A 15,267-nucleotide genomic window follows, 5' to 3' on the forward strand; every position below is an offset into this window, starting at 1 on the left:
ACTTATTTATAAGCCAAAATTAATTTTTCGATTACAATTTCTTCTGAATAATTCTCCAAAACTGATTGCTTAAAATTATCTCCTGCTTTTTTCCTTAAGGATTCATCTTCAACTAATTTTAATAATTGCTTTTTTACTTCAGAAATAGAAGAAGGATCAAACAATAACCCATTATTATCATTTTGAATAATAACGGAACAATAACCCACATTTGTCGAAATAACTGCTAAATTCTCTAAAGCATATTCGATAAGTGTTACCGGAAATCCTTCATCTGTTGATGCCAAAACACCAATCGAAGCTTGTGATAAAATATGTCTGATATCATTTTTTTCTCCGTACAAATGTATGTAATTCTCCAACGAATGTAATTTTATAAATTCTTTTAAGAGATCTGAATATGAATCGAAATAGTCTTTTCCTATTAAGTGAAGACTCCACCCAGCTTCATTTAATTTTAACTCCTGAAATGCTTTCAAAACTACAATATGATTCTTAGGTTTTTTTAAATTTGCTAAAAAAACAATTCTTTTACCTGATGTGCCTTTCAATGTGGTTATTTTTTCATCACTATTTTGAGAAGTGGTAAAATTAGGAATAAAAGTTACTTTCGGGCATTTCATGTTTTTCTTACTCCAATTTTCTAATTGGTGATTCACCACGAAAATAGAAGAAAAGAAAAGAGATAAAAAAATCAAAACTCTATTCTCTTTTTTACTTTCTTTTGCTCTGGTTCCATAATGATCGTGCCAAATAATTCTGATTCCGGGCAAAGTCAATTTAACCAATACTGCAATAAAAAAAGAGGAACTATGTGCATGAATTATCTCAATTTTATTTTGAATTATATATTTTCTTAAACGAAAAATTGCCTGAAAATCGACGCTTTTTTTCTTTTCTAAAAATAAATAAGATACTTTTCCATTAATTTGTTTTTTCAAACTTCCTTCGGCTCTGGTTGCAATTAAGCCGGAAAATTTTATTTTATTAGATAAAGCATTGGCATAATTAACAGCCATACGTTCTGCTCCGCCAGCATTTAACGAGTCTATTATTTGTACAACTCTCATTTCGTTAATAGCTTTTTAATTTCGGCTTCAAATACTTCAGTGGTATAGTTTTGTGACCATTCTATAGCTAATTTGCTTTTGGTAAAAAAACCAGATTCGTCATTAAGCATTGCAATCATTTGATTTACATCTTTATCTAAATTCATTTCTAGCAAAACACCTCTTTTTCCATAATCTAACATAATAGGCACACATGAAACTTTACTCGAAACCGGGATAGATCCCCAAAACATTCCTTCGGCAATTGCTTTGGGCCAGCCTTCACTTTTAGAAGGTAAAATTACAAAATGGCTTTTTTGATACGCTTTCTTTAGTGTTTCATTATTTTGATTTCCATTTAAAATAACGAAAGTTCCTAAATTATGTGTCAAAATATAGCTTTCTAAAGTACTTCTTTCAGAACCTTCTCCGTATAAATTCAAAACTGTTTTATATCCTCTTTTTATTAATTCATGTACTAATTTTACAACATATAAAGGATTTTTCCCTCCAACTAAACCTCCAACAAATATGAATTCTATTGTATTGGTAAAACTTGATTTCTGACTTATTTCTTTTTCAGATTCTGAATAAGTAGCGGTGAAAAAAGGTTTAACGTTTGTAGATTGATTTTCCCAATCACCATAAACCAAAACCTTCATATTACGGGTTAAAAAAGTATTACTTAAAATCCACTTCTGAATTTTGTATGTGTAAGGTTGCTGGCTTTTAGGATCCCAGTTTCCTGCATATTTTGCGGTTTTAGTTTTGTGTGGAAATAAAATTTGAACAAAACAGCCAATTAAACCCATATTTCCCGGACAACGTAAATGTATATGGTCAGCATTTTTCATCGCCAAAAAGATTTTCCACAAAATAATTGGTAATTTGATAATTGAAATTAGACTATTTCTAAAATTAGTAAAATTAAAATCAGAAACTTTTCTAAAATCAATTTTACCGTGTTGATAAGGAATATCTATTGCTGTTGGTTCTTCAGTTTTTAATGGAGCAACAACAATTACCTCATCAACGTATTTGAACCAAATATTCATTTCGCGAACATACGGTGCGTAAGCAAAATACTGATTATCTTGATGAATATGCGATACGTGGGTTATTATGGCGAATTTCATTATTTTATTTTTGGTTTAGTAACCAATAAACTCAAAAAGCCAACACTTCTTCCTAATGCTTCAGTAAAAGCTGTTTTTTTATTTTTTTCTGATAAAATGTTTGTAAACCTAATTAAAAGCAATAAAATGGTAATCAAATTCCATTTTATCCTGTCTTTTAAGGCAGGATTGGGATTTTTAATTCTCCAAACATACCAACCATTTCTCACTACCATTTTACCATAATAGTATTGATTTGGCCTTCCTGATTCATCATGAAAATGACCTAATTTTGCGGCTGTATTTATATATAAACTTCCCGTTTTTGCAACTCTCAAAGTGAAATCTGCATCTTCGTACAAACCGTAACCTTCAAAATAAGTTGAAAATGAAAGTTTTTCAAAAACTGATTTCCTAAACGAAGAAACTCCGCCCATTAATTGTTCTACTTCATATATTTTATCCGTTGGCGGTAAAAAACTAACACTTCTGCCGTGTGAAAATAAGGGTAAAAAACCAGGTCGACAATCACTGTCTAAATGGAGTTTTTTTCGTAAAACAAATCTGCTTCCATCTTTGCGTTTCCATCCGTCAAAATAAAACTCATTTATTGAAGTTTTGTAATCATTGCCTGCTTTTTCCCATTTTGTTTCGTTAGTAACATAACCTCCAACTCCTAATGCTTTTGGGTAAGTACTATATGTTTTAATTAATTCTTCAAAATAATTTTCTTCAAGAATAGTATCGTCATCAAGAAAACAAACAATTTCACAATTTGGCATTACCTTAGATATTCCCAAATTTCGCTGTTTGGTCAATCCTCTTTCTTCATCTGAAACAAGAAAATATTTTAATTTCTCAAACTTATTATCCTTTAGAATTGTTTCAGTTTCTTTATTTGTAGAACCGTCAATTATTAAAATTTCATCAGGATATAAGGTTTGCTTCTGAACCGATTGCAATAGTTTTAGCAAAGGTTCAGGGCGCATGTAAGTACAAATGATTAAAGAAAAGCGAAAGTGTATATTCATTAATTATTATACTTTTAAAATCACAAAGATATTTCCCGCAGTTAATTCTTCATCAGAATATTTTTTATAATCTTCATGAAGTTGGACTTTTTTGAACAAATCATACGATTTCGTTTCTTTGCTTAAACTTATATAGTCCAAATGAACAATTTCATAATCGTATTTTTTAAATATTTCCAGAAATTGAGGCAATCTTAAACGATTGTGATAGTCAAATTTAGTGTGAATTTTATCCCACTCTTGCTTGTTATATTGCAAGAAATCCTGAAGAGATAATGAGCTGTCGTTATGTTGTCTTAAATCGCTTGGCGAAATAAAATGAATAACATACGTACCTCTTTTTAATGTGGCTTTCATTTTTTTATGCAATTCATCAACATCATTTTCATTCATGTGTGAAAGTACATAACGCGAAAAAATCACGTCAACATCCGGGATATCATTTTTTACAATATCGTAGTTTGGAAAATACTCAACTCCATCCGGAAGCTTGTATTTATTATCTGGATTTGATAATACCTCAGAATTATACTTTTTAGAAAAAAGTTCATTTAATTCTAAAACGGTCTCTTTTTTAAAGTGTTCATTAATGTCAAAAGTAAGCACTCTTTTTGCTCCAAATTTGTATTTAAAAAAGTAAGGCATACCAGGAAACCAGCCTGAACCAAACTCAAAAACGACTTTATCTTTTAAGTCAATGTTTAAATCGCTTAAAACCTTTGAAAGTCTCAAATAAGTAGACTCAACACTTTTTAATCGATCTTCTAAAGTTGATTTATCAAAAAAGCTTTGAATCTTATGATAACAATAATCATCAACTTTATTGGGTAATAAAGAAAGTGATTTAAACAATATAGTTTTTAATTTATGATTCATATGTAATTAAATTGCCTTTCGCATTTGTAGACTTGTGTTGCTTTTTTCAAATATATCCCCTTTAAAATCAATATCAAAAACTACTTTTTCAAAACCTTTCCAATAGTCAATTAATTCGGTAAGAGTTGGATTCCAGATTTCGTTATTTACGATTTTGTCTCCTAAATACTTAAAATTCTCATCTACTTTTTTATCTATTGTTGTTGGAGTTGAAAATAATTTTCCGTTATGGTATTTCATTGGCACAGAGAAATAAGTATGTGCAATAAAAACACCTTTTTCATTTGTTAAGACATTTATATTTTCGTTAGATAATGATTTCTTAAAATCAAGCATTTCTAAGGTCTGAAAAACATAAAACTCTTTATCTGTGATTGTATGTTTAAATACAATTGGAGAATATTTTGCTAATTTATAAGGGATATTTTTCTTTTTATTCCAAAATAGTAAAATCGAAAAGATAGAACTTCCAAGTTTCGATACATCTTTTATGAACGGAAAAAACGATTTTAAATCTCTTTGAAAAAATACTTTTTTAAAACGCGAAGCAGTGTATTTATATTTCAAAATTAAATCCTCTTCATTATAATAATGAAAAATAATGTTTTTGATTATGAGCTGCATTTTCTTTACAAAGCCTAAATCTTTATTTCCTTTTAAAAAGTTACGCAACGTAAAATGCTGCATATTAAACTGATTTATAACTCCATTAGTTGCGGTTCCGGAATCAATATAATTCCATAGTGTATTGATATTTTTATCGTGTAAAATTTCTTCAAACTTTTTGTCGCTGATATCACTATTTTTTAAAAGAGAAAAATTATAAGGTTGAAATCCATGATCGATCCAAACTTTAATATCATTTAATGGAGGAACAAATTGCTCAAAATCTGCAAAACTATTTTCATTCGATTTTATTGATTGAGAAAGCGAATGATAACATAACTCATGCCCATCATTACTCCATTTTAAAAGTTCGTCTTGCTGATTTTGAAATGACGCATTGTCTTCTCGCTTTGAAAAATGATTCAGAAAAAAGCCTTTAGTTATTCTTATCTGATGTTTCTTAAAAAAATCTCTTTGCAAAATCAGATTTTCGGCAGTATCAAAATCACAATGATCCGTAAAACAAGCGATTGCAACAAACGGTTTCTTTGATCTGCTTATTTCAATTGCCTCATTTTTGGGGAATAACAGCGTTGGATTTTCAATAAAATTTAATTTTTGTTCTGCTAAAACAATTGATTTACTATTTTCGTTTCCTAAATAAGCGGTAAGTGGCGAAGAAAACTCAGGATTAAAGCGCCATAATAAAACTGTTGGCTTATTATAATCAATTTCCCAAATTCCGTTAGTAATATTAGACTGAACGATCTGCGCGTTTTGCAGTTTAATAATTTTTGGGCTAAATGGGTTTGCAATATAATTTTTTTTACATTTTTGCCAAGTGTAATCATGATCACGAAATTGAGCAATGGGATCAGAAAACGTGATTTTTATATCGAAAGAATTGTAATTTGAAAGATTCAATGTATTTAAATCTATAGCACATTTTGCGTGATGATTTGCGTCAAACCCAACTTTTTGATTTCTTGAAGATGTTATAATTACTATTGATTCTATCAAAATTTATGCTTTATTTTTTAATTGATTTGCCCAATATTCACTTTGTTTCCATTGCTTTTTAAAACTCAAAAAATAACGAATTGGATTTTTTATTGTCTGCGCTTTATAAAATTTCAAAAATAAAATCGTTTTGTACCCGTTAATTTGCTCTTTACTTAAATGCAAAATTTTGTACAGCATAATAGTTGGCGACGGTTTTGGCTGGATCAAATCATTATGCCATTCTAAAACCGGTTTGATTCTAAAACCTCCCATTGGTGCTTTTAAATGTAAAATTTCAAGTTTTGGAAAGTAAATGATATCTACACCTTCATTACGAAGCTGCATTCCAAAATCTGAATCTTCGCCATAACCAAATTCAAACATTTTATTGAATTTAACTTTCTGTAATAAACCCGAATCTATAAAACTATTTCCGGAACCAAATATTGAAGATTGATTAATAAAAACATCAGTTTTTATTTCATTGAGTTGTAAATAAGATGTCGAAATCGCTTTTACTCCATAACTTTTGATCTTATTAAAGACATCTTTCAATAAAGTTTCATCAAATCTATTATCATCGTCATTTAGAAAAACCCATTCACTTTTAACTTCTGCCAAAGCTAAATTTCTTGCGTTACAAGCTCCGGTTTGATGGGTAAAAATATGTTTTATTATAAAAGGCCAATTTTCACCTGAAATATAATCAAGTTCAGAGATACTGTCTGGCATTGGATTTTGCTCTACAATAACGACATTTATGGGCAAATAAGTTTGTTTTGACAAATCTTTTAAAACATCATATAAATATTGTTTTCTGCCAATTGTTGGGATTATAACGTCGATTGTTCCGTTGCTAATTATTTCCTTTTTTGATTCAACCTGAATTGCTTCAATTACAGAATCATTTTTCAATTTTCTTTTAGAATAAAATATGCTGAAAAATAGCGGCAAAAATGCTATTCTTCTTTCGTATAAAAATAGATTTAAAAATAATAAAAATGTCCAACGTGTTTTATAATGCTGCTTTACAAATCGAAATAAAACAAAATTACTATTGCCTTGTTTTATTTTTGTGTCTAAAAATTCTTTTAAAAGTTTAGGTTCAGAGTAACATAAAACTCCGTTTGGCATTGCAAGTTTTGCCAGAGAATTCAAAAAATAATCAAAATTATCAGTTGGGCTAATTTGATTTTTGAAAGCTGTCAAAACCGAAGCTTGAATTCCGCCAACATTGCTGCTCATTTGCCATGTCGGGTAACTTACTTTTTTATTGATTTTTATAAATGGAGATTCTTCAACATAACCAATTGCATTTGATAAATATTCTTTTTCAAACGGATTATACGAAGCCATTATTTTATTATGATGAAATACAAAAGGAAATTCAGAAATATTTAAATTCGATTTTAGATCATAATGACACCAAACTATTAACTTATCCGGAAATTTTGATCCTAGTTCGAATAAAGTCTTTGCAATATTATTTCCTGAAAAAGCAACATTTTCTTCATCGTGTTTAACCTCAACAACTTTATTTTTTTTATGATAAATAACGATCATTATTTCTTTTTATATTGTCTGATTATTTCCTGATAAAACTCAATATTATCTTTCGATAATTTTTTGACATCAAACTTTTCTTCTACTTTTCCTCGTGCTTGTTTACCTATTTTGAGACTAAACGATTCATTATTTAAAATTTCAGTAATTCTTTGAGCATACAATTCATGATTTCCCGGATGTACTAAAAAGCCGCTTTCCTGATCGATCATAAGTTCTTGCGACCAGCCAATATTACTGTTTACTACTGCTTTTTGCATTGCCATTGACTCAATTGTTACCATTCCTTGAGTTTCTGCAAAAGTTGGAAACACGCACACGTTTGCCTTTTTAATATAATCTTGTACTTCGCTGTAGGGTATTTTCCCTAAGTAAGTAACGTTTTTCAAATCGTCATTCCCGAATTGTTCTTTCATGAGTTCCCATGTTGAAGCTGACTTTGTTTGAATATCATATGAATCACTGCCTATTAAAACCAATTTTGCATCAGGATTATCTTTGCGAACTTTGTTAAAAATTCCGGGTAATTCTAAAACTCCTTTTTTTCTAATCAAAGTACCAATGTATAGCATCAATCCTTTTTGATATTCAGACGGAAATAAATTTTGAAATGATTCCAGATTTAACCCATTATGAATTACTTTGGTTTGTTTATTTTTAATCTTAAAAAGGGAATTTGTTAATTTTCCGGCAAAATCAGTTGGTGCTATAAATGCATTCGCGTTTTGTAAAGCTAATTTTTCAAACCAAAAATTTTTCTTTTTTTGTTTGCGATTTTCTAAATGACAAAAATAAGTATCGCTTCCGTGAAAACGAATTACTAACGGAATTTTAAATTTCATGAATGCTGTAATTCCTGTCCAGTCCGGAGCTTCTAAAATAGAAATTTGCTCATTTTTAATTACTGAATTACAATAGTTTTCAATATGCTTTCTATGAAAAAACCATCCAAAAAATTTATATGTTTTATTTTTAATAAGATGAATTCTGATACCATTTTCAACAATAATTTCCTGATTTTTTTGCCCAAAAACAAAAACTGTAACTTCTTCTCCATCATTTTTTAATGCAGTAGCGAGATTTTTTATGCTCGTACCAATTCCTGCTGCCTGCGCAACTTTCTCATGTGGATATTCTGATGTTAGAAAAGCTATATGCATTTTATTTCTTAAAAAAAATCTTTTATAATTCTTGCGGTAAAAATTCTCGCGCCTTGATTATTCATATGTCCGCAAGATGAAAAATATTGATCTTCAATAACTACATTTTCATAATTATGAATTTCAGGATATAATTTATTAACTTTTTTAAAGTAATCTTTTCCAATAACATTTTCGCACATTGGCGTCATTATAGCAATAAGATTAATATGGTTTGTTTTGCAAATCTTTTTTATCTCTTCATAATAATGATTTGCTTTTGGCTCGAAATTTAAATTTTCTTCATTTAGCTTTTCTGCATTAGATTTTAAACCATCAAATCCACCGTTATCGAGTTCTTTACTTTTTTTATTTAAACTATAAAAAAACATTTCTCTAAAACCAATTTTCGCATCATATTTTAAATATCTGTAAAATGGGATATAATAAAAACTTTTAAAATCGTCTAAATCTTCAAATTGGCTTTTCACAACAGCTGAGGAATGCAAATAAGGTAAAAAATGTATAAAAGTACCGTCTGATTTTTGTTCTGATTTTAGTGTTACATCGACATCGATTATTACGTTTTTAATTGTATTCTTTTTTTCAAGTAACAATTTTAAAACAAGATCAGATTCAAATAATTTAGAGCCTTGCATGCCAAAATTAAAGGCTTTAAAACCTTTATCACTAAACATTTGGGTTACAAAATGATTATTTGCTCTTGATGATCCTAATATAACGACATCATAATTTTTTGGGGCTGTATTGTAAATATATCCTATTTTATCTCTTTGATTTGATTGAAGGAAAACATATGAATATGCCTTATCCATTATTATTGAAAGCATAAGAATTAAAAGAAATATCTTTAAGGAATAGAACAAAAACTTTCTCATTTAAATAAAGTGATTTGCTCTTTAAAAAAGATTTTATACTGGATTCTTAACTTCATCTATTTCTTAAAAAAATCTTTAATTATTTTGGCTGTAAACATTTTGGCTCCCTGATCTGTCATATGTCCGCAAGACGAAAAGTATTTATTTTCAACTACTACGTTTTCATAATTATGAATTTCAGGATATGTCTTTTTTACTTTATCAAAATAATTCATTCCAACAACATTCTCGCACATTGGGGTCATAATGGGAATAAAATTAATGTGGTTTGTTTTACAGATATTTTTTATTTCTTCGTAATATTTGTTGTGTTTCAAAGGATTTAAGTTAGCAATATTGTTTTTCATATTGCCATTTTTATGTTTCTCTAATGGATAATATCCTAAATTATCTAAAGCCGTGGTTTTTTTATGAATTGTTGTAAAAAAAGTTTCTCTTACTCCTATTTTAGAATCATATTTTATATATCGATAGAATGGAATATAATACAATTCATTGAAATTTTCCTGATTAGAAAAGTGCTTTTTTATTACTCCGGAATTATGAATATACGGCAAGAACAAAGCTGCAATTCCTTCGGCTTCATGATCACTTGAAAGATTCAAATCCGACTCAAGAATTACATTTTTGATATCGTATTTTCTTTCAATCATTAATTTCAACATCAATGATGCTTCGAATAAATGACCGCCACTCATACCATAATTAAATGTTTTCAATCCTTTGTCTTCAAACATTTGTGAAACAAAATGATTATTTGCTCTTGATGATCCTAAAATGACAACATCGTAGTTTTGGGCTTTGGAGTTAAAAACAGTTTCAATTTTTCCTCTGTTTTTAGACTGCATAAAAATGGCTGTATATATATCATCCAAAGCAACGGCAATGAAAATGACTACAACAATAATTTTGATTATATAAATTAAAAAACGCTTCATTAAAATTGAAAATATATAAATTCTTTATAATCTGAGAAAGTTCCAAATGCTATTATTGCTGTTATTGCTAAAGCCAGTTTAAGCATATTTCTTTTTCCTGACAAAGGTTCTACTTTGTTACGATTATTCCATTCGACTAAAACAAAAACCCCAATCATAAGGAGTAATTCATAATTATAACGCTCGTTTTGCAGATATTGAAAATTGAATTCCCTGTTAGTAAAGATTCTTTTTAAATACAAAACTGCATCTGATATGGTTTTTGCCCTAAAAAACACCCAGGCCACACAAGTCAATAAAAATGTATATAAAATGCTTAATAGTACTTTTGCAGAGTCAAAATTCCACTTTAACACAATGGCGTCCATGTTTTTTCTGTTACTATCAGATAGTAATAATGGTAAAAAGTAAACCGCATTTATGAATCCCCAAACGATGTATGTCCAGTTTGCACCGTGCCAGAATCCGCTTACTACAAAAATGATGAATGTATTTCTGATTTTCATCCAGATTCCGCCTTTGCTTCCGCCTAACGGAATGTATAAATAATCGCGAAACCATGATGAAAGTGAAATATGCCAACGACGCCAAAACTCGGCTATATCTCTTGAGAAATAAGGATAATTGAAGTTTCGCAGCAAATCCAATCCAAATAATTTTGATACTCCAAGTGCTATGTCTGAATATCCGGAGAAGTCTCCATAAATTTGAAATGCAAAATAAATTGCTCCCAGAATTAATGAAAATGAATTCATTCCGGTATAGTTGTCAAAAATAGCATTTGCATAAGTCGCACAGGTATCTGCAATAACTACTTTTTTGACTAAACCCCAAACTATCTGGCAAATACCTTCTTTGGCTTTCTCAAAATCAAACTCACGTTTTACTTTTACCTGAGGCAATAAATGTGTTGCTCTTTCTATTGGTCCGGCAACTAAAAGCGGAAAATAGCTGACAAATAAGGAATAATCTACAAAGTTATATTCGGCTTTGATTCGTTTGTAATAAATATCAATTACATACGAAAGTCCGTGAAAAGTGTAAAATGAAATTCCTACGGGAAGAATTACTTCGAGTAAAATTGGACTTGCTTTTAATCCTGCAGAATTTAATAAATCTGCAAATGATGATGCAAAAAAGTTGTAGTATTTGAATATTCCTAAAAATCCTAAATTGACTAAAATACTAAGCCAAAACCAAAATTTTCGACTTCCTTCTGATTTTCCTTTTTCAATTTGAATTCCGGTGTAATAATCCAGAAATGTGGAGAAAACCAATAAAAATAAGAATCTCCAATCCCAGCAGGAATAGAAATAATAACTGGCTATAATTAATAAAGCATTTTGTGTGCTTTTTGTTTTATTAAAAACAAACCAATACAATAAAAAAACGATTGGTAAAAAGATTGCAAATGCTAAAGAGTTAAAAAACATATTATTTTGAAAATTTGGTAAACAATTTATTTAAAAATAAAATTCGAAATTAGTTAAGTATGGTTTCTATAGCTTTCCAAATTCTTTCTGACACATTCTGCGGTGGATGCTGAGTGATGATTTCAAACCATTTTTGAGCATTTGCAATAGTTTCAGATTGTTGCACTAAACCAAGTTTGATTTTTTCTTTTATATCCTGAGGTGAATTCAACCACAAAACAGCATTTTTATTGGGCATGGAACGAAAATGAACATATTTGTAAATTTTTGAAACTGACCAATTTTTATCTATTTTATTTTGAACATCATAATTTATAAAAGCACAAGCTTTTTGATGGGCAACATAATCAAATACCATTGATGATCCTAAATTAAGTACCATTTCAGTATGTTTGATTGTATTCATTTGTAGTTCAAGATCTTCTTTTGTTGGCAAAATAGTATCCCAATCTTCTCCAACTTTTTGCCATAAAGGTGCAATTGGTTTGATAATATCTTTGTTCTTTTCAAGAATTTGATCGTATCTATTAGAGAAATCTACAGGACAACGTCTAAAAATAATTCCTAGCGAATTTCCTTCATTATTCAATTCTCTAACTGCATTTGCAACATCAGATAAATATTTTGGATCATCCGGACAAGTTGTAAAATCATCGCCGGAATAACAAATATATTTTTTGTTTGGATCAAGCTGATGTTTTTCAAAAAATTCATTCTTTGAAACTATTTTAGTGGTATCAAAATGACTTTCGAATTGTGGTGTTCCGGTGATAAAAATCTGAGTTTCTTTTATATTTGGATAATAATGCAACAATTCATTTTTCATGTGTTCGCTCCAGACAAAATAAAAATCAGTCTCAACGACCATTGTTGCTTTTGGCAAATTATCCCATGAAAAAATAAAAGTCGCTGTTGGAATTCCTAATTTTTGTGCTGCTAATAATGGCGCAATTGCCAAAACCGGGCGCTGATTCGTACAAAAAACCATATCCGGCTTTTCGGTTTGAAGAGTTGCTAAACAACGTTTGTAATAATCGCCGCTTTGTTCTAAATTTTTAATTTTTTGACAAATCTTCTCCAAACCTTTATTTGAAGAATGTGTGGCAATTAAAAACTGAGAAATTAAATTTTTTACGGCTGGTTTTAATTTTTTATATGAAAAAGGAAAACGATATGTATTATAAACCAAATCTTTCTCGGCCTGAATACTTAAATTAAGTTCGATGTGTTTTCGAGCGTTTTTATAACTATCCGTTAAAAGATTTGTTTTTGCATTCCTGATATTTATTGCATCAAAACCTAAAGTGGTTAAATCAAAAGGAGTATTATTCCAATATGTTATCTGGAAATTTTGCTTTAATCCGAATTGGTAAAAATTAGAAAAAGCAAAATTTCTAAGTCCTACTCCATCGGGAAGTAAAATGAATATTTTTTTATTTTGCATTAACTATCTCTAAATTGTTTTTGATGATTGAGGTGCCAAATATCCGATTTTTGAAGCGACTGAAGAAATAATTCGTTACTATTTCCTTCGCCAAAATCGGCAATTGATCCCTGAACCTGATGCGTGTCAATTATTGACAATGCTTCTTTTATGCCAATCGATGAATAATCTGTGTTGATGATATCTGCGTGAACTGCTCTGTTTTGCTGTCTTGTTCCAATGTTTATAATTGGGATTCCGTAATAAGGAGCTTCTCTTATTCCTGCACTGCTATTGCCTATTATAAATTGACTATCTTTTAATAAAGTCAGAAAATATTCAAATCTAAGTGAGGGAAAAATTCTGAATCTTGGATTTTCTTTTAGCTTTTGGTATGCATCAAGGATAAATTGACTTCCTAAATCATTATTCGGAAAAATTACAATGTAATTATGAGAGTCGTTTAATAATGATTCAACAAATGTTTCTGCGTATTCTTTCATCTTTGAAAATTCGGTAGTAACCGGATGAAACATTACGATTGCAAAATCATCAAATGGAATTTTATAGTATTCTTTAGCAGTTTCTAAATCCGGTAATTGGTCTGAAAACATGATATCAATATCCGGTGAACCTATTGTAAAAACAGATTCTTCGATTTCTCCCATTTGAATGAGTCGTTTTGCTGCCTGCTTATTTGAAACAAAATGAATATGACTTAATTTACTCACGCTATGGCGAATTAACTCATCAACAGTTCCTGAAATTTCCCCGCCTTCTATATGTGATACTAAAATATTATTTAGTGAACCTACAATAGCTCCTGCAAGTGTTTCTACACGATCGCCGTGTACCACTATCATATCCGGATTGATCGTTTTACAATAATTTGATAATCCTTCGATGGTTTTTGCCAGGGTTAAATCCATTGTGGTTTCGTGCGTGTGATTTTCGAATGTAAAAACATTTTTAAAATTACATCGCTCAATTTCTATCAGTGTATAACCGTACACTTCTTGTAAATGCATACCGGTTACAAAAACAAAGACTTCAAAATTATCTTGTTTTTCCAGCGTTTGGATTAATGATTTTATTTTGCCAAAATCAGCGCGTGTACCAGTAAGAAAGAGGATTTTTTTCATTTAAATTGATTTATTCAAAATCAGAAAAATCCAATTGTTCATCGTTTTCAATGTTTCTTGTTGCCGTTTTTCCGATTAAATCATTAAAATGTTCGGCTAAAATTTTTCCTGTTCCCGGACGTTTTACCCAGATATTTTCTTTAGATAAAACTTCTCCTTTTTTTATTGAAGCTATAGCGCAGACTGTTGCAAATGCAAAATCAATTGTTACTTGTTCTTCTAAAGCCGGTTTTTTAGTTCCTCCTCGCATTAAAGCTATTTCTGCAGAAGAAACGATTAATTCCTGACATGCTTTTTCATCCATACTGCAAATAATATCCGGACCAGTTCGCTGCATATGATCTGTAAAATGTCTCTCTAAAATACTTGCGCCTAATGCAACGGCACCTAAACAAGCATTATTATTTAAAGTATGATCACTTAAACCAAAAACTTTATCAGGAAAAGCTTCGTGCAATTCTACCATTGCACCAAAACGCACTAAATGAATGGGCGTAGGATATAAATTAGTAGTATGCAAAAGTGCGACCGGAATATTATGTTTGTCAAAAATAGCAACTGCTTTTTGAACGCTTTCGATAGTATTCATGCCGGTGCTTAAAATAACCGGTTTGCCAAAAGAAGCAATATGTTCTAATAACGGGTAATTATTGCATTCGCCTGAACCGATTTTATAAGCGGGAATATCAAATTTCTTTAATCGTTCTGCCGCAGCTCTTGAAAATGGGGTTGAAATAAAAATCATGCCTTTGCTTTCAACATAGTCTTTAAGTTCTAGTTCATCGACTTCATTCAATGAACAGCGTTCCATGATTTCATAAATAGAAACATCGGCATTACCGGGAATTACTTTTTTAGCAGCTCCGCTCATTTCATCTTCTACAATATGGGTTTGATGTTTTACAACCTCAGCACCTGCGCGATGAGCTGCATCAACCATTTCTTTTGCTACTTGTAAAGAGCCTTCGTGATTAATTCCTATTTCGGCTATTACTAAAGGCGGAAAATCTTGTCCAATTTTTCTTCCTGCTATTTCTATAAATGGATTCAT

Annotated in this window: 13 protein-coding genes; all 13 read right to left on the reverse strand. The window is 30.0% G+C overall.

Annotated elements, in window-relative coordinates:
- Window positions 1-2: 2 nt before the first annotated feature.
- The 13 genes from ACHZDT_RS13055 to neuB all read right to left on the reverse strand — a co-directional run bounded on the left by ACHZDT_RS13055 (window position 3) and on the right by neuB (window position 15,267).
- Entirely contained in the window at window positions 3-1,070 is a 1,068-nt protein-coding gene (locus ACHZDT_RS13055; protein ID WP_394775066.1) for a glycosyltransferase, read from the reverse strand.
- Window positions 1,067-2,185 (reverse strand): glycosyltransferase, encoded by a 1,119-nt coding sequence (locus tag ACHZDT_RS13060; protein WP_394775067.1) that lies wholly within the window; start codon window positions 2,183-2,185, stop codon window positions 1,067-1,069. Before ACHZDT_RS13060 ends, ACHZDT_RS13055 begins: the two co-directional genes overlap by 4 nt.
- Window positions 2,185-3,195: a glycosyltransferase family 2 protein gene (locus ACHZDT_RS13065; protein ID WP_394775068.1), complete on the reverse strand. Its 1,011-nt coding sequence runs from the start codon at window positions 3,193-3,195 to the stop codon at window positions 2,185-2,187. Before ACHZDT_RS13065 ends, ACHZDT_RS13060 begins: the two co-directional genes overlap by 1 nt.
- Before the next feature lie 6 nt (window positions 3,196-3,201).
- Window positions 3,202-4,071 (reverse strand): hypothetical protein, encoded by an 870-nt coding sequence (locus ACHZDT_RS13070; RefSeq protein WP_394775069.1) that lies wholly within the window; start codon window positions 4,069-4,071, stop codon window positions 3,202-3,204.
- A 6-nt stretch (window positions 4,072-4,077) separates the two neighbouring features.
- Window positions 4,078-5,697: a hypothetical protein gene (locus tag ACHZDT_RS13075; RefSeq protein WP_394775070.1), complete on the reverse strand. Its 1,620-nt coding sequence runs from the start codon at window positions 5,695-5,697 to the stop codon at window positions 4,078-4,080.
- Window positions 5,698-5,700: 3 nt separating this feature from the next.
- Window positions 5,701-7,242, reverse strand: coding sequence for a glycosyltransferase family 2 protein (locus ACHZDT_RS13080; protein WP_394775071.1), 1,542 nt, complete (start codon window positions 7,240-7,242; stop codon window positions 5,701-5,703).
- Window positions 7,242-8,402, reverse strand: coding sequence for a glycosyltransferase family 4 protein (locus tag ACHZDT_RS13085; RefSeq protein ID WP_394775072.1), 1,161 nt, complete (start codon window positions 8,400-8,402; stop codon window positions 7,242-7,244). The genes ACHZDT_RS13080 and ACHZDT_RS13085 overlap by 1 nt, the downstream gene beginning before the upstream one ends.
- Window positions 8,403-8,410: 8 nt before the next feature.
- Complete coding sequence (locus ACHZDT_RS13090; protein WP_394775073.1) at window positions 8,411-9,232, reverse strand: hypothetical protein; 822 nt, start codon at window positions 9,230-9,232, stop codon at window positions 8,411-8,413.
- 104 nt (window positions 9,233-9,336) lie between these two features.
- The gene (locus ACHZDT_RS13095; RefSeq protein ID WP_394775074.1) at window positions 9,337-10,218 is read right to left on the reverse strand and encodes a hypothetical protein; all 882 of its coding nucleotides are present in this window, start codon (window positions 10,216-10,218) and stop codon (window positions 9,337-9,339) included.
- Entirely contained in the window at window positions 10,218-11,651 is a 1,434-nt protein-coding gene (locus ACHZDT_RS13100; protein ID WP_394775075.1) for an MBOAT family O-acyltransferase, read from the reverse strand. The genes ACHZDT_RS13095 and ACHZDT_RS13100 overlap by 1 nt, the downstream gene beginning before the upstream one ends.
- A gap of 49 nt (window positions 11,652-11,700) precedes the next feature.
- Window positions 11,701-13,095: a UDP-glycosyltransferase gene (locus ACHZDT_RS13105; protein WP_394775076.1), complete on the reverse strand. Its 1,395-nt coding sequence runs from the start codon at window positions 13,093-13,095 to the stop codon at window positions 11,701-11,703.
- Window positions 13,095-14,216 (reverse strand): UDP-N-acetylglucosamine 2-epimerase, encoded by a 1,122-nt coding sequence (neuC, locus tag ACHZDT_RS13110; protein ID WP_394775077.1) that lies wholly within the window; start codon window positions 14,214-14,216, stop codon window positions 13,095-13,097. Before neuC ends, ACHZDT_RS13105 begins: the two co-directional genes overlap by 1 nt.
- Before the next feature lie 10 nt (window positions 14,217-14,226).
- On the reverse strand, window positions 14,227-15,267 hold the full coding sequence (gene neuB, locus ACHZDT_RS13115; protein WP_394775078.1) for an N-acetylneuraminate synthase: 1,041 nt from the start codon (window positions 15,265-15,267) through the stop codon (window positions 14,227-14,229).

Origin of the sequence: Flavobacterium sp. (assembly GCF_043722275.1) — a bacterium.
Lineage (GTDB): Bacteria > Bacteroidota > Bacteroidia > Flavobacteriales > Flavobacteriaceae > Flavobacterium.